The sequence below is a fragment of the Nostoc sp. C110 genome (assembly GCF_043099725.1).
Lineage (GTDB): Bacteria > Cyanobacteriota > Cyanobacteriia > Cyanobacteriales > Nostocaceae > Nostoc > Nostoc muscorum_A.
The window spans coordinates 4,860,329-4,880,876 of the sequence record NZ_CP171148.1 but is presented as its reverse complement, the minus strand read 5'-3'; the positions used below and the strand labels follow the sequence as shown (position 1 = coordinate 4,880,876).

At 42.6% G+C, this 20,548-nt stretch carries 15 protein-coding genes; 7 read left to right on the top strand and 8 right to left on the bottom strand.

The genetic code is table 11. From position 1 onward, the window contains the following. Nucleotides 1-340: 340 nt before the first annotated feature. A complete protein-coding gene (locus ACFFRD_RS26220; protein ID WP_392478437.1) occupies nt 341-1,096 on the bottom strand; it encodes a dienelactone hydrolase family protein in 756 nt (251 codons plus the stop codon). Between the two features lie 221 nt (nt 1,097-1,317). On the opposite strand from ACFFRD_RS26220, the gene ACFFRD_RS26215 reads away from it, so the two are divergent. From ACFFRD_RS26215 to ACFFRD_RS26200, 4 genes are all read left to right on the top strand, one after another. After that, nucleotides 1,318-1,695, top strand: coding sequence for a VOC family protein (locus tag ACFFRD_RS26215; RefSeq protein WP_392478436.1), 378 nt, complete (start codon nt 1,318-1,320; stop codon nt 1,693-1,695). Nucleotides 1,696-1,976: 281 nt separating this feature from the next. Further along, nucleotides 1,977-2,435: a Mov34/MPN/PAD-1 family protein gene (locus tag ACFFRD_RS26210; protein ID WP_392478435.1), complete on the top strand. Its 459-nt coding sequence runs from the start codon at nt 1,977-1,979 to the stop codon at nt 2,433-2,435. 142 nt (nt 2,436-2,577) lie between these two features. Continuing rightward, entirely contained in the window at nt 2,578-3,750 is a 1,173-nt protein-coding gene (gene moeB, locus ACFFRD_RS26205; RefSeq protein ID WP_392478434.1) for a molybdopterin-synthase adenylyltransferase MoeB, read from the top strand. 336 nt (nt 3,751-4,086) lie between these two features. Then, the gene (locus ACFFRD_RS26200) at nt 4,087-5,289 is read left to right on the top strand and encodes an MFS transporter (protein ID WP_392478433.1); all 1,203 of its coding nucleotides are present in this window, start codon (nt 4,087-4,089) and stop codon (nt 5,287-5,289) included. Between the two features lie 61 nt (nt 5,290-5,350). On the opposite strand, the gene ftsH4 is transcribed toward ACFFRD_RS26200, so the two are convergent. The 4 genes from ftsH4 to ACFFRD_RS26180 form a co-directional block, all read right to left on the bottom strand. Beyond that, nucleotides 5,351-7,216: an ATP-dependent zinc metalloprotease FtsH4 gene (gene ftsH4 / locus ACFFRD_RS26195; protein ID WP_392478431.1), complete on the bottom strand. Its 1,866-nt coding sequence runs from the start codon at nt 7,214-7,216 to the stop codon at nt 5,351-5,353. Nucleotides 7,217-7,311: 95 nt separating this feature from the next. Next, entirely contained in the window at nt 7,312-7,497 is a 186-nt protein-coding gene (locus tag ACFFRD_RS26190; protein WP_114080862.1) for a DUF2949 domain-containing protein, read from the bottom strand. 547 nt (nt 7,498-8,044) lie between these two features. Further along, entirely contained in the window at nt 8,045-8,230 is a 186-nt protein-coding gene (locus tag ACFFRD_RS26185; protein ID WP_392478429.1) for a hypothetical protein, read from the bottom strand. Continuing rightward, the gene (locus ACFFRD_RS26180) at nt 8,224-13,230 is read right to left on the bottom strand and encodes a CHAT domain-containing protein (RefSeq protein ID WP_392478428.1); all 5,007 of its coding nucleotides are present in this window, start codon (nt 13,228-13,230) and stop codon (nt 8,224-8,226) included. Before ACFFRD_RS26180 ends, ACFFRD_RS26185 begins: the two co-directional genes overlap by 7 nt. Before the next feature lie 206 nt (nt 13,231-13,436). Here ACFFRD_RS26180 and ACFFRD_RS26175 point away from each other — a divergent pair, with 206 nt between their 5' ends. Then, nucleotides 13,437-15,272: a ShlB/FhaC/HecB family hemolysin secretion/activation protein gene (locus tag ACFFRD_RS26175; RefSeq protein WP_392478426.1), complete on the top strand. Its 1,836-nt coding sequence runs from the start codon at nt 13,437-13,439 to the stop codon at nt 15,270-15,272. Nucleotides 15,273-15,519: 247 nt separating this feature from the next. Beyond that, the gene (locus tag ACFFRD_RS26170; protein WP_392478425.1) at nt 15,520-16,176 is read left to right on the top strand and encodes a pentapeptide repeat-containing protein; all 657 of its coding nucleotides are present in this window, start codon (nt 15,520-15,522) and stop codon (nt 16,174-16,176) included. Between the two features lie 76 nt (nt 16,177-16,252). Here ACFFRD_RS26170 and ACFFRD_RS26165 read toward each other — a convergent pair whose 3' ends face one another. From ACFFRD_RS26165 to fraC, 3 genes are all read right to left on the bottom strand, one after another. Then, nucleotides 16,253-17,032, bottom strand: a complete 780-nt coding sequence (locus ACFFRD_RS26165) for an ABC transporter permease (RefSeq protein WP_392478422.1) — start codon at nt 17,030-17,032, stop codon at nt 16,253-16,255. 81 nt (nt 17,033-17,113) lie between these two features. Further along, complete coding sequence (gene fraD, locus ACFFRD_RS26160; protein WP_392478420.1) at nt 17,114-18,121, bottom strand: septal junction protein FraD; 1,008 nt, start codon at nt 18,119-18,121, stop codon at nt 17,114-17,116. A 56-nt stretch (nt 18,122-18,177) separates the two neighbouring features. Then, complete coding sequence (fraC, locus tag ACFFRD_RS26155) at nt 18,178-18,723, bottom strand: filament integrity protein FraC (RefSeq protein WP_392478419.1); 546 nt, start codon at nt 18,721-18,723, stop codon at nt 18,178-18,180. 397 nt (nt 18,724-19,120) lie between these two features. Here fraC and ACFFRD_RS26150 point away from each other — a divergent pair, with 397 nt between their 5' ends. Then, nucleotides 19,121-20,257: a cob(I)yrinic acid a,c-diamide adenosyltransferase gene (locus ACFFRD_RS26150; RefSeq protein ID WP_163934608.1), complete on the top strand. Its 1,137-nt coding sequence runs from the start codon at nt 19,121-19,123 to the stop codon at nt 20,255-20,257. The last annotated feature ends 291 nt before the right edge of the window (nt 20,258-20,548 follow it).

Sequence of the window (20,548 nt, the reverse complement as noted above, 5' to 3'; positions counted from 1 at the left end):
AGTTACCGATGCTCAGTAGGGTAACATCTGTACATTGGTGTCAACTTAAATGCCAACCCTTTTAAAACTTCATTTCCAGCCAGAGGCTAGAAATATTCCTCATTGATTGGGCATTTTGAAACAAGACTGAACACCTATGACATCTGTTCGTCTCTACTGCGTATTGCTCATAATGTAAGTTCAATCAAACTCTTCTAGACTTGAACTAAAGTTCAAGTTTCTCTTTGCATCGGAGAGGGACGGTTTTGTGTCGTAAAATCTCTTAGAGGTTTTTTGATTTAGATTGTTAGGCGAACAACACATAAGCCGTCGAACATTACATTACCCTTAACCCAAAGATTTAAACTTTTTGAAGCTGAAGGTTCTTCTGGAAAAGTTCTTGAACGTTTTTCCAAGCATCGGCAGCAGCTTCGGCATTGTAGCTAGCGCGATGGTTGCAGAAAAAGCCATGTCCTGCGCCAGAATAGCGAAATATAGCATGAGGAATCTGATTTTTCTTCAATTCAGCCTCAATCTGTTCCGTTTGTTCTAAAGGGATTCCCTGATCGTCAAGGCCAAAGAAGGCGTAAATGGGGCCCTTAATATCAGGAGTGCGGGTGATGCTTGGTTCTCCACCACCGGGAGTTGAGTTGGGAATACCACCACCATAGAAGGAAGCTGTAACTTTAATATCTGGTAAAGTGGCAGCTAGATAAACTACGTGACCACCAAAGCAGAAACCAATGGAGCCAATCGCATCTCCTTGCACATTTGGTAAGGTTTTTAAATAGGCGATCGCAGCCTTAATATCACTCAATATTTCCTCGGCTGTTGTCTGTTCCTTATACCCTCTTCCTTGCTGGACATCTTCAGGGGTGTATCCACCCTCAAAACCGGGAGCAGTGCGTTGAAATAAAGTCGGTGCGATCGCAACATAGCCTTCTTTGGCAAATTTCTCAGCAACTTCTCGAATGTGAATGTTAACCCCAAAAATTTCCTGAATCACGATAACGGCTGGGAAGGTTCCCTTTTGTGCAGGTTCCGCTAAGTAAGCATCGATTTGCAAATCCCCGTTAGGAACTTTAACTTGAGTGGTGCGAATTTCTGTGTTTGTCATCGTAGGGATTAGCCTGTAATTACTTTGAGAACGAAATGTTTTGTGGTAAGTTTTGTACAAAAATACTTAAACTTTACCGATTTACCGTAGTTTATAGAGTAGTATTTCACAAACAATGTCCAAAGGCAAGTCCTTATTTAAGAAGGAAATAGCTTACCGGGAATAGGGAATAACTTTTTTCTGTCCCCTAAATTCTGAGATATCCCAACAGGAGAATGAAAATGGCGCTCAAAGCAGTTCATCATATTCAGGCAACTTATCCTCTTGAGGTAGAGGATGCAATGCTATCTTTCTACAGCAGAATTTTGGGATTGACTGAAATTCCCAGACCTGATGCGGTCAAAAACGATTCAGGAGCCTGGTATCAGGTGGGAAACATTGAATTGCACGTTAGTAGAGAGAAAAACGCCAATAACCAAGTATCTAGAAGACATTTTTGTTTCCAAGTTGATGACTTGAACACCTTTGAGAAACACCTAAAAGAGTATGGAGTAAAAATTATTCCCGATCAACGACCACTACCAGGATGCGTGCGGTTTTTCCTCCGCGATCCCGGTGGGAATCGTATAGAGATTGCAGAGTTCGTCAAGAGTACTTAGAAAGTATATTCTTTAGACATAGGAGTGAAAATGAATGTAGAGACGTAGCACTGCTACGTCTCTACAAGGATTCTGGATAACGCATATTTAATTTCTGGAGATGTCTTTTATATTTTTATTGTCTAAGAATATGCACAAAGCAGCACCAACATCCCAAAAGATGAATAAAAATACTTAATATTGAAGATAGCGATCGCTATCTTCAAAACAAAACCAGTAACTAAGCTGTTATGCAAATAAGATTATCCCTAGCTAGCAACTAAAAAATTAGAAACGCAGAGATGATCCAACTTAGCCCAGAACACTTGCAAACTATCCGCGCCCATGCCGAAAGCGCCTATCCAGAGGAGTGTTGCGGTATAATTTTAGGCTATTTGGCTAATGAGGGCAAAATTGTAGTTGAAGTCATACCAACAGAAAACGCCTGGAATACAGAAGCAGGTGCTGAGTTTTCAGGGGAACACACAGCAGAAAGTAAAAGACGGCAATATGCGATCGCACCCGAAGTTATGCTAAAAACCCAAAAGGAAGCACGTAATCGCTCACTGAACATCATCGGCATTTTTCACTCCCACCCAGATCATCCTGCTATCCCTTCAGAATGCGATCGCTTATACGCTTGGCAAGGATACTCGTATATAATAGTTACCGTCCAAAACGGTAAAGCTGGAGAACTTCAAAGCTGGAGCCTTGACGATAGTCATCAATTCCAAGCAGAGACAATTGAGAATATAAAATAACTGGCTTAGTTCAAAGACAGTCACTCGTAGCGGTTTTAGCCGCCACCACGGATAGAAAATTCATCTTCCCCACTCCCTATCTCCATAAGAGATACAGTTTTTCGATAGGATTAATATTCCGCTCTCCCAGATCATAACTGCTATGCTCAATCCCAATCTGGACGAAATCCAGTTGACCAAAGACGATTACGAACGCTACTCCCGACACCTGATTTTACCGGAAGTAGGACTAGAAGGACAGAAGCGCCTGAAAGCCGCCAGTGTACAGTGTATAGGTACAGGTGGACTAGGTTCACCACTACTTTTATATCTGGCGGCGGCGGGTATTGGACGAATTGGGATTGTCGATTTCGATGTTGTCGATACTTCCAATCTGCAACGCCAAGTCATCCACGGGACATCTTGGGTGGGTAAACCCAAGATTGAATCGGCAAAAAACCGCATTCACGAGATTAACCCCTATTGTCAGGTTGATTTATACGAAACTCGCCTGACTTCCGAAAACGCCCTAGAAATCCTTGAACCTTACGATATCGTCGTAGATGGTACTGATAACTTCCCCACTAGATATCTAGTTAACGACGCTTGCGTATTGTTGAATAAGCCCAACGTCTACGGTTCAATTTTACGCTTTGAAGGGCAAGCTACTGTATTTAACTACCAAGGTGGGCCAAATTATCGTGACCTTTTCCCAGAACCACCACCACCAGGAATGGTTCCCTCTTGTGCAGAAGGTGGCGTACTCGGTATTTTGCCAGGAATTATTGGTTTAATCCAAGCAACCGAAACTGTCAAAATCATTTTGGGACAAGGTAATACTCTAAGTGGACGATTGCTGCTATACAACGCCTTAGATATGAAATTCCGGGAGTTGAAACTGCGTCCTAACCCGATTCGCCCAGTGATTGAAAAACTGGTAGACTACGAAGAATTCTGCGGGATTCCACAAGCTAAGGCAGAGGAGGCAAAACAGCAGTTGGAAAGTCAAGAAATGACTGTTAAAGATTTGAAGGAATTGCTGGATAGCGGTGCAAAGGATTTTGTACTACTAGATGTCCGCAACCCTAATGAGTACGAAATTGCCAAGATTCCTGGTTCGGTGTTAGTACCCTTACCAGACATTGAAAATGGCAATGGCGTTGCGAAGGTGAAGGAAATATTGAACGGACACCGCTTAATCGCTCATTGTAAGATGGGTGGGCGATCGGCAAAAGCCCTCGCTATCCTTAAGGAAGCCGGGATTGTCGGGACAAATGTCAAAGGCGGAATTACCGCTTGGAGTCGAGAAATCGATCCTTCAGTTCCAGAGTATTAACAACAGAGGTAGGAGGCAGGAGAAATACTGCTCCGCCTCTGCTCTGTTTTATACCATGATCGGAGCGAGTTTGCGGTTTAAGTCTCCCATTCGCTCATCTCCTGATGACCTTTTTAGAATTAAAAATTAAAAGTTAAAAATTAAGAAAAAGAATAATTTTTAATTAATTTTGGTACAAAGCCAACAATAATATATGACGCAGTGTTAGCAAGTCCACATACTCCTTCCTTACAGGACGCTGCGCGAATAGAGAAGCAAACTACGCGCAGCGTCTCGTAGAAAGCGTCTTGGAATTTTTAATTAATAATTTTTAATTTTTAATTGGAGCGAAGCGACTTGACTACCTCAAAATCTCATTTCAATATTTTATGGGTGCAAGTTTGGGTATTGGCAGTGGTGCAGGGAGCAATTACCCTCACCTGGTTAATTTATAATATATATTTGCCACAACTTTTGACTCAGTTTGGTTTTCCCGCCTCGCTTGCAGTTGCCTTGGTGCTAGTCGAAAATGCCTTGAGTGCGTTGCTAGAACCATTGATGGGGGGACTTTCAGACCAAGCTAGACGCTGGGTAGGGACTCGGTTTCCCTTCATCTCAGTAGGTATGATTTTGGCATCGGCTTTGTTTATTGCCATACCATGCGTTGTGAGTTTGATTCCACCTACTACTGTAATGCGATCGCTCTTACCTATAGCATTGGTAGCCTGGGCATTAGCAATGACAATATTTCGTTCTCCAGCGATGTGCCTCTTGGGGATGTATTCTACACCAGCCCAGTTACCTTTAGCAGTAAGTGTTGTCACTTTAGCTGGTGGTGTAATTGGGGCTTTTAGACCGATAAGCCACAAGTTTATTCTGAGCTTAGGGCCAGTTTATACTTTTGCGATCGGTTCTTTCGTCATGTTGGGGGCGGCGGCTGTGTTGCGGTTAGTCAATCCTCCAGAAGCACCAGTGGATAGTAGACACCAAATAGAAGTAGTAAAGTTGCCGTTACAAAAATTGGCTTTGATTTTAGTAACTGGTTTTGGTGTAGCTTGGGGTATTAGATTCCTCTTTGATGTCTTGGGTAAAGTACTAAAGACCCAACTGAATACTGATAATGTTGATCTGCTTATGGTGTGGATTGGATTAGCGATCGCAATTGCCAGCATACCAGCAGGAATCTTCGCCGTCAAAATTGGTAATCGTCAAGCAATGCTTTGTGGGATCTGTGCAATCATTCCCTCTTTATTGATAATGATATCTGTGGGCGCACAAATTCCGATAATTCTATTAATCGTTGCTAGCTTTAGCTTAATTGTCAATGGCGCAATTCCTTTTGCTCTAGGACTAGTACCCCAACGGTGGGCGGGATTAGGAATTGGCATGTATTTTGGGGGATTCGCTTTAGCAATGAGTTTGTTTGGTGTCATCTTTCCCAACTTACAAGCAATAACACCTTTTGTTGGTGCAACTGGGAGTTTCTTGGCATTTTTCCTAGCTGGTATTTGTATCGCAGTAAGTGGCATTTTTGAAACGCAAAGGAACGCAGAGGTTTAACGCAGAGGGACGCAAAGTTATGCTCTGCGTCCCTCTGTTGATGAAATCTGACAAATCTTAATTACGAATTAGTTACGGGTTTCACTTGACTCAACAAATCGTGCAGTTTTTCGCCTTCAATGACTTCTGTTTCTAAGAGTTGAGTCGCTATCGCTTCTAGCAAGTCTCGATTCTGTCTAAGAATCTCTAGGGCTTGTTCGTGGGCTGTTTCCACGATTTCCTTGACTTCGCTATCAATGGCTTTGGATGTGTCTTCACTCACCGCCCGTCGGGGATTAGCCCCACCATTACCCAAAAACATCGATTGTTGTCCTTGTTGGTAAGCTAATGGCCCTAAGACTTTGCTCATACCATAAGATGTTACCATCCGTTCTGCCAAGTCAGTTGCTCGTTGCAAATCGTTGGAAGCACCTGTGGTAATACTGTTAAACACAACCTCTTCGGCGGAACGTCCACCTAATAGAGTTGCAATCTGACCCCGCAGTTCCTCTTCATTCATCAAAAAGCGGTCTTCAGTTGGTAATTGCAGAGTGTAGCCCAAAGCAGCCATCCCACGGGGAATAATCGAAATCTTTTCTACGCGACCGTTTCCTGTAGTTAGCGCCCCGACCATTGCGTGACCAACTTCATGGTATGCAACAATCTTTTTCTCAGTCTCGTTCATCACGCGACTCTTTTTCTCTAAGCCGGCAACTACCCGTTCAATTGCTTCGGCGAAGTCTTCTTGAGCAACACTTTCACGCAGATTACGAGCAGCCAATAATGCTGCTTCGTTGACCAAGTTTGCTAAATCAGCGCCAGCAAAACCAGGAGTACGAGTAGCGATCGCTCTTAAATCTACATCTTTTCCTAATTTTACCTTTTGAGCGTGAATCTTGAGAATTGCTTCCCGACCAGATAAATCGGGACGGTCTACCAACACTTGGCGGTCAAAGCGGCCTGGACGTAGCAATGCAGAGTCAAGGCTTTCGGGGCGGTTGGTCGCTGCTAGGACAATCACCGTTGCATCACCAGCCGCAAACCCGTCCATCTCCGTTAGTAATTGGTTGAGGGTCTGTTCTCGCTCATCGTTACCACCGTAGAAGCCGTTACTGCTACGAGACTTACCGATCGCATCCAATTCATCAATGAATATAATACAAGGAGCCTGTTTCTTCGCCTGCTCAAACAAGTCCCGCACTCTGGAAGAACCCACGCCGACGAACAATTCCACAAACTCGGAACCAGAGATGCTGAAGAATGGAACTCCAGCTTCTCCGGCTACGGCTTTCGCTAAAAGTGTCTTACCAGTACCAGGAGGGCCAACTAACAACACACCTTTAGGAATTCTCGCGCCAATTTGCGTAAACCGTGCTGGAGTCTTGAGGAAATCTACAATTTCTACTAACTCAGTTTTTGCTTCTTCTACGCCAGCCACATCTGCAAAGGTGATTTTAGCTGATTCGCCTTCAACGTAAACTTTAGCTTTGCTCTTACCAATGGAAAGCGCACCTTGAGGGCCACCGCCGCCACCACGTGACAGAAAGAATTGCCAAATACCAATAAAAATCAGTGGTGGAATCACCCAACTTAAGAGGGTTGTGAACCAAGTATTTTTGGGTGGAGGTGTAGCAGCGAACTCAACTCCCTTTTCTTCTAGCAGTTTGGGTAACTCTAAATCAAAAATTGGTGTAGTTGCAAACACCGGGCCCGGCTCGGCATTTTCTGTTTTTAGTTCGTAGAGAATCTGGTTTTGCCCAACAGAAACGCGATTAACTTCCCCTTCTTGTACTTGATGAATAAATAAACTATAGGGAACACCAGTAGGGCCAGAAGCAAATAAACCAGGCAAAAATATATTTAAGAGCAGGAATAGCCCTGATACTGCCAGTAAGATATTAGCAATGATCCGAAAACGAGGTGATTTAGGTTGTTCTTTAATTGCCATAGATGTTGTTACCAATCCTTAGAATGAAAACTATTGAGAATGTAACTTTATGGAAAAATTAGATATTTCCAGTCTAAATAATTCAAGCAGCTAGCTTATACTGTTTCCAACCAATCAAAAATTTGGGCTAACTGGTCTAGCGTTACCAGTCCATACTGCCAGAGGGTCATAGCCAGGAAGTTGGGGGTCTGCTCACAATGTCGCAAAGCAAGAGAAATTGCTCCACCCGAAATACCCAACTCTTCCTCTAAAAAATGCACCAATTGATCTGTAGCTTTCATTGCAATGTTAAATAATGTTAAATAAGTTTTATTTCTGAGAAAGTTTGACTTGTGTGATGCAATGTCCAGGTTGCATCACAAAGTTGTTCAATTTGTCTTAGATCCTTAAGGATACTACCTATTTTCATAATTTCTCCTGTTTAGCAATGTCGCAGCATTTTTTTATTTATGTAACTAAACTTAACAATTTAATTAATCTTTGGGAACTAACAAGCAAATACGGTTTACCGTACTCAAAGGCTTAATACCAATGGAAATGAGAAAATTTAATGGACAGAACGCCGTTAAAGAAGACGCATAGATTGTGAGAAGCGAAGAGAAATCCCCTGTCTCGTCTTCCATATCTCCGTGTTATGTCAATACTTCTCGCCTTGTGCATTTTTAATTCGGAATCGGGTTTGGGGAAAAGGTTTTTTCTTTCCCTTTTCCCCAAAAGCCGAGAAATATTGCTTGTTAAACCTCATCTATGTTGAAACATAGAGTTTTTTAAAAGATATATTTATGTAGGTTGGGTGGAGTGAAACGTAACCCAACATTACCACCTTATTTATGTTGGGTTACGCGATCGCTGCACCAAACCTACAAAACTACGCTTCTCAAGGTAGACGAGGTTTATGTTGGTTTTTGTGCCACTTATGTCTGCGTTTATAATTGTGTTAAGCGATCGCATTTTTGCCCAAAATTCTCCGTGGGTAAAAGGGTGAGAGTATAGTTCCTCTTGCCACTTTACCAAGGATTACCAACCATTGTGAATCCAGACCAATAATAAGGATGGGTAAGTAATTGTTCCCCTTCATCAGCACTGTTAGTAGGTAAAGACAAGTTCCCCAGTACTCCCAAACCTTCTAATTGACCATTTTTAACATAAATTTGCCCTTTGGCCATAGCTACCTGAGCCTGTCTGAGGGCTTCTGCCTTAATTGGAGCTGTCCTCAAGTTTTGATAAAATTTCGTCATCAAGGCTGCTGTACCAGCATCATTAACCGACCAAAGACTAGCAACACTAGTTTTCACGCCTGCCAGCACTGCTAAACCTGCAAATCCAAGCTCTGACTCTTCATCTCCTAATGCTGTTCTACAAGCACTCAGCACCAGCATTTCAACTTCGGGTTCATTCAAACGCAACTGTCGTAATTGGTTCAAGCGTAACTTGTCTTCCCACAGTTGAATATAAGAATTACTCAAAGCGCCGGTAGTAAAATCGGCATGGGTTGCCATGTGAATAATCCCAAAAGGTTGTTGGCGGCGGATAGTTTTGAGATTTTCTAAGGTAGCTTGCTTGTCTAACAATAATTTGCCCTGCCAAAGTTTAGACACCAGTGTTGATAACTCCAGGGGAACTGCTGGTAAAGGCTCTTGTCCTTGTGTACTCTGAGAAACCCCTAGCGCTAAAATTTGAGATTTTTTAATGTCTTTATAAAGGGTGTTAGTCAAGCTGATACTGGGCATCAAGCCAATGCTATATTTTTCTACTAGAAATCCCTTGCCATCATGAAGTGCTGCCATTGGGGTTGAACGTAACCCAATATCTGGTAGAAAAACTAAATTATTGATTTCTCTGGCTTGTAAATCTGCCTCTAGTGGTGCAATTATCCAGCGATAAAGTTGTTGAGATGGACGCAAATAACCGGTGCGGCGACGGTTTTGTGGACTAACTATTTGGTCACGAAATTCTTGAGCTACTTGGAGAACTTTGGCTTTGGTCGTTTCTGGAATGCGCTTGCGGATGGGGTCGCCTTTTCCAGTTACTACGACTATTTCCAGTTGGTCGCTATTCTGCTCTGCTAGAGTATTTAATTGTTTAGTAAATTTTTGAGATTTGCCCAAATTTCTCTCTGGTATTATCTCCACAGGAACAAAACTGATGTAAATAAATGCAGGTTTAACACCAGTCGCTTCTTCAATTTTGCGAGCAATTTCTTTGGCATCATCTAGTGTTTTAATTTTAGGAGTCGGGATGCCTAAATGGTCGGCAAAATCATCTGTGAATTGATCTTCGGGTGTGGGATCGGTATTAATAACGGGGTTGTCAATCTTAGGATTATTGGGGCCAGGGACATTCGGTTTACCTGGAGTGCATTGGAATGAGCAAGGGAGAGGATTCGGGGTATCATTCCGGGGAGGAATCTGACTGACGTTGATTCCTACCTGTACAGGTGCAGAAGACGAAACGCGGTCATTTGCACTAATTACAAAGGCATTTAGTGAGCCATTCACATCAGTCGGAGGGGTATACACCAAAGTATCGCCGCTAGATAAGGTAGTTACCCCAGGAATGACGGGAAGTCCATTAACAGTAAGATTTCCTGTATTCACTACATTAACTTGGATGGAGGTGATGTCATTATTAGCATCGTTGACCAGTGCAGCCAAGCTAGAGAATGTCAAGGTCACTGGTTGATTTGTCTGGGTGTTGGGTAGCGATGAGTTTGCTGTTAATACAGGCGGAGTGTTGACGGAAGTAATAGTGATGCCAGTTGGGGTGCCGATCGCATTTCCACCAGTTGGCAATACTGGAAAGTTACCCGAAACGATGGTTGTACCGCCTCCCACATCAATTGTTCCGGCTGTACCATTAGTACTGGTCGCATCACCCACAATAAATGGCACGTTACCTGGGCCACCATCATGTCGAATTGTGACAGTACCTCCGGCGATGCTAGTGGTTACTCCTTCTCCAGAATCGAAAATTCCGCCGGTGGCGATGGTAGTACCTACCCCTATTCCTTGAACTAGTCCGTTTGTCAGCACTTGCACATTGCCACCTTGAACAGTGTTGGCATTACCAAAATCCGTTATGGCCTGTGTGTTGATGTTGTTAAAGCGAATTGTGCTGCCAAAGGGATTGGTAGTTCTTAAAGTAACGTTGCCACCTGTAGCGCTTGCATTACCATCCACTTCAGTGGCGCTGGCTGAGGCATCAATACCACCATTAACGGTGATATTCTCTGTGGCAGTTAACGTGACTGCGCCGGCTGTGCCAGTAAAATCGCCACCTCCAGTCTTGACTACAGACGAGTTAATCGCCCCAGTAGTAATACTACCTGCTGTAGTTGTTGCAACTATATCGCCAGCCGTACCTAAGCGATTGGCATCACTGGAAAAGGAATTAATTGTATCTGTGAGGATATTGCCTGCAGCAGTCAAAGTAACTGTTCCTGGGATGCCACCACCGCCACCGCCACCACTATCGCTGGTGTTGATCTGATTGAGGGCAATTCCACCATTGCTGCTTACGACTTGAACATTACCTGCTGAATAGCCTTGTCCACTGGCAATAATGTTGCCTGCACTAATATTGCCTGTCGCAGACAAATTTACATTCCCGCTTCTAGCGAAATCACGAGTTGTGTCTAGATTTCCCAGTGATAAGCTGGCTCCTGAAATGGTGATTTCTCTGCCATTAGTGTTGATAGCGTTGCCTGTACCCATTGTAAAAGCGCCTACACCGCTATTATCTGCATCTGCGGTAAATGTAATTGCTCCTCCAACTGTATTATTTACAAAGTTTAAAGATACGCCATTGTCAATTGTGATGTTGTTAGTTGCTTGTAGAGTGACAGCAGCATCCTGACTTTGTAGAGCATTTTGGGAAATCGTGAAGGTCGCTGGAGGAGTGCCTTGTAGGATTACAGGTAGAGAAATATCCTGCGGTTGGGGAGCGATCGCTACAATGTTGATATCGGTTGGGTCTAGTAATAAGTTACCAATAATACCATTCTTGGCGCTCAGAACAGCATTACCACTGTAAATCAGGTTCTCCTTACCTGACACTTCCACAAAACCACCATTGCCGGAGTTCAGACCGCCACGAGCGCTAATATTGCCCAAAAATCCCGTTGTCTTATCACCCCAAACAATTACACGTCCGCCGTTTCCATTCAAATTGCTATCGGCATTAATGACGGAGTTGGAATTAATATAAGTTTGATCTGCGTTGGGTAAAGTTCCCTTACCTTGGTAATCGCCGCCAATTAACACAGTACCACCGCCATTGCTTCCAGAGGCGTTAATATTGGCATCAACCAGCGCAACTTTTTTACCCAAAGCAGTTACCGTACCGCCTATTTGACTTGATACATCAACTTTCCCAGAGACAATTGTTGTGCCTGGTGTTGTGGGAATTGTCACATTAGATTCTGTTAATTTTACAGTCCCATCAGGATTGGCTGTTAACCCAGTGTTACCAACTGTGAGCAATTCAGGTATTGAGGCGATGGGAATTGTCCAGTTATTGGGTTGATTGCTACTAGAGGCGAGGGGCTGAATTTCCAGACTCAGCAGATTTCCTGGCTGACTCAGACGCACCCAATTTTGCCCTGGTACGGATGTGACAGAAATTTGCCCTCCCGGTGCCGAAAGTTGCCCGGTGTTGACTACAGTACCACCCAATAAATTCAAATTTTGCCCAGCGCCTACTGCCAAATTTCCAGCATTTGCGATCGCTCCTGGCTGGTTCATACTAAAGGCAAATCCGTTGGGGTTGCCAACTAAAGCAGCGTAGTCATTAACACCAATGGCATTGAACCAACTGCTGCCAAAACCAATGCCATTGGCTGTTGTCACCGTGAAAGCACCAGGTACATTTGAGCTGGCGTTTGATCCAAAAATAAATCCGGCTGGATTCATCAAGAAGAGGTTAGCATTGCCACCTGTTACCTGAATTAAGCCATTTATAACTGAGGCATTCCCGCCTGTAATTCGACCAAGGATATTTTGCAGCGCCGGACTAGCTTGAAAGTTGGCGATTTGTTCTGGTGAAATCCCAAATTGTTGAAAGCTGTGAAAGAGGTTAGCACCATCTCTAGAAGTTGTACCGCCAGTGATATTAAGTTGATTCCCGTTGGGTGTAACAATTGTGTTTGTACCATCGGCAGCAGGGACAATTTGTTGTGCCTGGGATAATCCCATACTCGTGACTGTCACCAGAGGTAAAATAGCCAGGACTGAAGCGGCGATTTTGTTTAGTAGAGGTTTTTTACGCCGCAAGATGAAGCGACTTTCGGGCAATTCTACATCGATTTGTAACTTTTCTGCTAATCCGCGTCGCCAAAGTGCTTGAGCGATCGCCTTCTGTGACCAGAGTATTTGTTCTGTTTTTCTAGTAACAGAGATGCTTTGAGAATGATTTCGGTACAAATACAGTGGCTCTTCAACTCGGCGTACTTGGGCTACTTCTGAAAGTCGTAGACACAAGTCGTAATCTTCGGCACATCGGAACGACTTGTTAACACCTCCCACCTGGTCGTAAGCTGAACGGCGCATCAGGCGGAAGTGGAAAGTCATGAAGTTTACCAACAGCCCCTCTGGGGAGTAAGGAATGTCACAGCGATGACCATAGCCGATGACTTGACTTTTTTCATCAATGTTTAAGTAATCGGTGTAAACAAATCCTGTTTCTGGGTGGCGATTAAGTACTGTAGCAGTTTGGGCGAGGGCGGTAGGGGCTAGGATATCATCACTGTCTACGATACCGATGTAACTGCCGCTAGTTTGGGCGATCGCTGCCTTACAAGCCGCAGAAACTCCTTGATGCTGTGCTTCTACTACCCGCACTCGCCTATCTTGTTGAGCATAAGCGTTTGCGATCGCCACTGATCCATCTGTAGAGCCATCATCCCAAATTAGTAGCTCAAAGTCTTGCCATGTTTGCGCTAATACGCTGGCGATCGCTACCCCAAGGTAAGACTCCCGGTTGTAATTGACGATGACTATGGAGATCAGTGGTGGCATCGAAGTATTCCCAAGTTTTCTACCTGTTACCACAATATAATGCTACGGGCTATCACTTAGAAAAAATCGCTGTTAATTATTGTTTTAGTTACAAATCTTCTGAAATTTGAATGTCAAAAATATGATATTGAAATATTCATACAGCCATAGCACACTCAAAAATCAAGATCAGCCCAGTTGTTAAATAAGGCACCCACTGAGGATAAATGAGAAAAGAAACAGAAACTGGTATTAAGCCGAAAACAACTAATCAGAAAAGCATTGTCTGTTTCTCTCATCAGTTAAACACTTGGCAAACTCTAGCAACTACTAGATTAAATAAGCACAGTTTCAGTTTTCAGTGTGGCTTACTAATTCTGCCTGCGGTCTGGATTGTAACTGCAAATGGACTGAGAGCTACGGCGAATATATTAACACCAGACTCGACTCAAAAGATTAGTCAGCCAGAGTTACAAATAGTACAGGCATCAGAAGCTGCCCCGGAAAATAACCCCAATCAAACCGAACCAAATCCCCAACCAGAAACACCACAACGAATTCGGGTTCGTAAAATCCAGGTTGTAGATAGCACAGTTTTTAATGAAAATGACTTTAATCCAGTTGTTAAACCCTTTGAAGAACGGGACTTAACTTTAGAAGAAATCAGACAAGCCGCAGATGCTATTACCCAGCTTTACTTAAATAAAGGCTATATAAATTCCAGAGCAGTTCCAGACATTCAGCAGCCTAGCACCGCCGATGGTGTTGTGGTAATTCGGGTAATTGAAGGGCGTTTGACAGAGATTGAGATCGAAGGGACGCGACGATTAAACCCATCTTATGTTCGTAGTCGCATCCAATTAGGTGCCGGTACTCCTCTGAATACTAGTAAGCTCGAAGATCAACTGAAGCTGTTGCGACTCGATCCCTTATTTACAAATGTAGAAGCACGTCTGCGTCCAACGGGTAAGGTTGGTCAAAGTGTTCTCATTGTCAGAGTTGAAGAGGCTAACCCTTTAACTGGTAGCTTGGGTGTAGATAATTATTCGCCTCCGAGTATTGGTGCGGAAAGATTAGGTATTGAACTGCGCGATCGCAATTTAACTGGGATGGGAGATGAGTTAGCAGGCTCCTATTACCACACCCTTTCTGGTGGTTCCGATGCCTTTGACTTTAGCTATCAAGTTCCTGTGAACGCCATGAATGGTAAGGTGCAGATTAGAGCGGCATTTAATCGCAACGAAATCACTGAAGCACCCTTTGATGCTTTTGGCATTCGCGCCAACCAGGATCTTTATGAAATCAATTATCGTCAACCATTGATGCGATCGCCAAGAGAAGAATTTGCCCTATCTTTGGGATTTACCTATCAAGATGGTCAAACCTTCCTCTTCGATAACCTTGCAACCCCCTTTGGTATTGGGCCTGATGCCAATGGCGTTAGCCGCACCAGTGTAATTAAATTTGGTCAAGATTATATTAAGCGCGAACCTCAAGGAGCTTGGTTTTTGCGATCGCAATTTAATTTTGGCATTGACGTATTAGATGCAACTATCAACAATGACCCCATACCCGATGGTCGCTTTTTCAGTTGGTTGGGTCAAATACAGCGCGTGCAGCAACTTAGCGCCGATCATCTGTTAATTATCCAAGCAGACTTACAGCTAACACCAGATAGCCTTTTACCCTCCCAGCAATTTGTGATTGGCGGTGGACAGTCCGTAAGGGGATATCGCCAAAATATCCGCTCAGGGGATAATGGATTTCGTGTAGCGATCGAAGATCGGTTCACAGTCCAGCGTGATGAATCTGGGTTATCCGCGATTCAACTCGCGCCATTTCTAGACATGGGAGCCGTCTGGAATCAGTCAAATAATCCCAATCAGCTACCCGATCAAACTTTTTTGGTAGGTGCAGGCTTAGGATTATTATGGAATCAAGCAATGGGAATTGATAATCTGTTTTTGCGGCTCGATTATGGATTTCCATTTATCGATCTGAGCGATCGCGGCAATAACGCTCAGGATGATGGCTTTTACTTTAGCCTTCGCTATCAACCTTAGTACAGCAATATGGGCGGGCTTTCTTTATGTAGCTGAAGATTCCCTTACCTTATCAATGTTTCCTGACCTATGTCAGCATTTTTTGTTTTAAAAACCACTGAAAAAACGCATTTTCAGGTGATTGGCGATTTTTGGTTAATTTATTTTTGATTATTTACTGAGCTAATCTGCATTTGGGGTGTACTCTCAATATACGGTAACTATCACACTCGACCTTTGAGATAAATTACACCCAGAGGTGAATACCATGAAAAATTATGCTGATAAGCAGGAATTTATATTAAGTCAAATCACAAACAAGTATTTTCAACGCCGAGATTTCAGTGGATGTGACTTGAGTGGAATTGACCTAAAAGGAATTAATTTAACTGGTGTTAACTTTATAGGAGCAGATTTGAGTCGCGCAAATTTGTGTGGCTGTGTTCTCACTCGTGCTAATTTAAGTGGTGCAAATTTGATGCAAGCTAGCTTACGCGACGCTAATTTGTATGAAGCATCTTTGTGTGAAGCTAATTTGATTAATGCTGATTTAACACGAGCAAATTTGTGCGGAACTTTCTTATGGCGGGCGAAATTTACAGGTAGTAATCTTTGGGGTGCTTCTTTATGCGATGTAGATTTGAGAGAAGCAGACTTAAGTGAAGCCAAATTAATTGAAGCATCACTGATTGAAGCTAACTTAGTTAGAGCAAATCTCACAGGAGCAAAGTTATGTGGAGCAAAATTGCTAGAAGCTAATTTAGCCGAGGCTAACTTAACTGGTGCAGACCTGACATGGGCAAATTTAACCAAGGCAAACTTGAGTCAAGCAAACCTTTGGGAGACAAACCTGATTTATGCGAGGTTTCGGGATACTATCATGCCTGATGGCACAATTAAGCAACCTCAGATAGTTATTTATTAGTCATTAGTCATTAGTCATTAGTCATTTGTCAGGAGAGGAGAACTTTATGTTTGCTCCAATTCCCAATTCCCAATTACTAAAATTCACGTTGTGAGAAGATAAAAATAGCGATCGCTAATAACAGGGCACTATAAAGTAAACCATAGCCGGCATTTGTAATCAGTGCAGTTGTGTCAGGTAGCGCTTGCAGACCATAAACGGCATCATTTTTCAAATCTAATCGAGATAAATCTGGCAAAATGAGAAACAAACCTTCAGTTAGACGTTCTATACCAGGGTTACGACTCAAACGGCCTAGTTGGACTAAATCTTGAGTAATATTTCCGATTAAATATACCGCAAAGGTTAAAACAGTCGCTAGAAGAGAAGCAGTAAAAACACCGAAGGTAATAGCTATAGCGGTGATTAATGACAACTGCAATACTAAGAAAATTGCAGCAATTAAAATACTCGCCGTTGGATGAGGAATGTTACCAAATTGCAGAAATATCAGATAAATTACCGTCATCGTGGCGACAAGTACAGCTAATACTGCGGATAAACCTAAGTATTTGCCGACGATAATTTCGCTGCGACTGACAGGTTTCGCAATTAACACCAAAATAGTACGTTTTTCAATTTCTTTATTAACTAATCCCGTACCAACAAATATTGTCACAATTAACCCGATGGCATTCATCGCCGCCATCCCGAAGTCTAAAAACATTTTGTTTTCAGTGGTAGCTGCAAATTCAGGCAGGACGCGAAAGGCAGCAGCGAGTATAAGCGCATAAAAACCAATAATATATAGGATGCGATCGCGTATCACTTCCTGAAACACATTCTTTGCCAATACAAAAATTCTGTTAATAGTCATTTGTCATTTGTCATTAGTTATTCTCCCCTTGCTCCTCTGCTCCCCTGCCTCCCCTGCCTCCCCTGCTCCCTTGCCCCCTTCTCACTGCTGCGGAGGCGGCGATCCGGCAATTAATTTACTGGCGCGATCGCATTCAATTTCTGCAACTGTCATCTTATTGCCTGAATTGCTAGTTGCTGCAACTGGTTCAATTCGACAAGATTTTTTCAAGTAATAGCCTCGTAGGTTAGAACTTGGCCCTATCCAAATACTTAATAAATCTAATATATATCCAGACTTAGTATTAGCTACACGCGGTTCAATGCGCCATAAATCCTTCTCTTCATATTTACCCAAGTTTTTTTGAATTACTGCTCTACCTAGAGTTCCTACTCGTTGTTTTGCCTCAAGCAACCATTTCTCTACTTCTGACCAAGGTGTTTGATTTATTTGTTCTACTACTATTGGTTGAAGTCTTTCTAAAATTACAACACCGTTTTGCGGGATTTTTACTCGTTCTTCTGTTCTGACAACAACCGTACTACGTTTAAAAGTATCTGCTTGCAAACTAGGATATTGTTGAAACCAATGATCCATTACAAAGTAAAACTGAATCCAGCAACTTAGTAGCATACTACTAGCAACTAAAATTATGATTTTTTGGCGGTCTTCTGGCTTAGGAATTCTAGCTTTAGCGTCAGTGTCACTTCCTTCAATAAACTCTGGTATTGCCGTAATTAGTGCTGAAATTGTCGGCCAAAAAACGATTGTTCTTGGTGTAATTACATCCTGTTGATTTCCAAAAGCAAAAACACTCACTAAGAATCCAGTAATTACTGCCCCAACTGGCATAAAAGTGCCAGGAACTCTCAAAGGATCTTGAGTTGTATACCAAGCTGTGCCGGCAATTAAAAATAACCAACCGAAAAAGGCAATAATATCTTTGATATAGCCTGTAGCTAAATATGAAAGTACCCAAGAAAAAACACTCAAATAAATAAATGTCTGCCAAGAATAAGCTTTGGGTGGAACTAATACTTTTCTAATTCCTGCATAAAGCCCTTCCGCAAATTTAAAAATCCCAAATACATCTTTAAGTAGCGTATTCATGTTCCTCCTTCCACCTAATTAACTAATCACTCATCTTCCTTTTAAGTAAAAGCTTGCTATTTCGCACTAAATAATAGAATAAGAGTTATAGCACTATAACTCAGGGAATTCGCTATTAGTACAGTAATTATTAAATTATTACTTTGGAATTTCAAGTTGCCAAAAGTCCGCCATCGCCGCCGTTGAGATATTGGTGCTTCCGCTTCCTCTTCTTTTTTAAAAAGTTGCTCATTTAATGATATTAACAATACTTTTAAAATGAAAAACTTCATCAAAAAAGTAGCAAAGAAAATTATGAAGGCAGTGAATATTAGTAAGCCTTGTGTATTAGATGATTTAAAGTTATTAAAAAACATATAGTTAATTAATTCGGCTCTTATCTGTATCGGTAACATTGGTTCTGATACAAAAAATATGAACCAACCAATTACACTAGAAAATAAATTGATCGAAATAGCATAAAAAGTACTAGTTTTTTTGTCAAATTTGAGTCGATAATGCAAAAGATAAGCTTCGATGGGGATGGCAATCAGTACAAATAAAAAGTCAAACAGAATTCCACCAATGGGAAAAATCCTGGGAAGCATCCAATTTTCAGGCATAAATGGTCAAGGGTAAGGTATAGCTGTAGAGAGTATAACTGGGATAGCGAGGGTGATGGGGGAAATTATTACATTGTTCTTGTCCTTTACTATGCTCGTGTGCCAGTAATTCCTAATTGATATTGTTAATACATCAAGCTGATGCTTGTACGGAGATGACTTGAGGGTGGGGAGTGTAGGGAGCGTGGGGAGTGAGAGGAGGAATTGAATAACTGCACATCAATGAACGCTGTATTGCCTCCCACACCTCCCACACTTCCCACACCTCCCACACTCCCCACACTCTCCACCCGAACCACACAATACGTGAGAAATTCGGCTAGAGGGGTAGCTTCTCTACCTAAGATTACAAGACGTTAGGTAAGATTAAAGACTGCCACTTATAGCTTTTCGAGAGATGACAAGGAACGGTATCGGTATTCGCACGGCGCAAGTGCGTCAAGAACGGCTCATTGGTCAAATTCACGTTTACGATGGCGTGGGTAAAGGTAAGTCTCAAGCGGCTTTGGGTGTGGTTTTGCGCTCTATTGGCTTAGGGATAAATACGCCTAGCGATTCTAACCGTGTTTTACTGCTGCGCTTTTTAAAAGGGCCGGAACGTGATTATGACGAAGATGGAGCGATCGCAGCTTTGCAGCGTGGGTTTCCCCATTTAATAGACCAGGTTCGCACTGGGAGAGCCGAATTTTTTGGACCAGAAGAAATTACTACCTTTGACCGAAATGAGGCGATGCGGGGTTGGGATGTTGCCAAAGGTGCGATCGCTAGCGGTTTATATTCAGTTGTGGTCTTAGATGAAATTAACCCCGTTCTGGATTTGGGTTTGCTACCAGTAGATGAAGTGGTAAAGACATTAAAATCCAAACCCCAAGAATTAGAAATCATTGCTACCGGACGCGCCGCACCGCAAAAGTTGCTCGATATTGCAGATTTGCACTCAGAAATGAAACCTCATCACCATCCCACAGCCAAAGCCCTATTCCTTGAAGGGATTGAAATTTATACTGGTGCTGGAAAAGGCAAGTCTACTAGTGCTTTGGGCAAAGCCTTACAGGCCATTGGTAGGGGAATCAATCATCCAGGGTCTACCCGTGTGTTAATTATGCAGTGGCTTAAAGGTGGTAGTGGCTACACAGAAGATGCTGCGATCGCCGCTTTGCAGCAGTCATATCCAGAAGTGGTGGATCATCAGCGCTGTGGTGGAGATGCGATTGTTTGGCGCAATTCCCGGCAAGAATTAGACTATGTAGAAGCCGAACGAGGTTGGGAAATCGCAAAAGTTGCGATCGCCTCTGGAATGTATAAAACTATTATTCTCGATGAACTCAATCCCACCGTTGACTTAGAACTACTCCCCGTTGAACCCATTGTTCAAGCTTTGCTCCGCAAACCCCGCGACACCGAAATCATCATCACTGGTCGCTGTCAAAATCAACCAGCATACTTCGACTTGGCTAGCGTTCATTCAGAGGTTTATTGCCACAAACACTATGCAAATCAAGGTGTAGAACTTAAACGAGGGGTAGATTTTTAGACGTTGCATCTGAATTAGTAATTAGTAATTAGTAATGGTTCTTCAGTACCTGTTATGCCAAATTATTAGTTAAACATCAAAACTAGACTTTAAAATCAAGTTTAGAACGCTTAAGTCCAAAAGATGACCTAAAATGTTAAAAATAATGTCTGCTTTTGTTGTGTAGCAATGTTTTCAGCTTTTTAGTATATTAATTTAGCATACTAAGTACTGAAGAGCCTTAGTAATTAGTAATTCGTAATTCGTAATGTTCTCAAGCTTGAATTTTTGGTGAATTGAGAAAAAACCAGA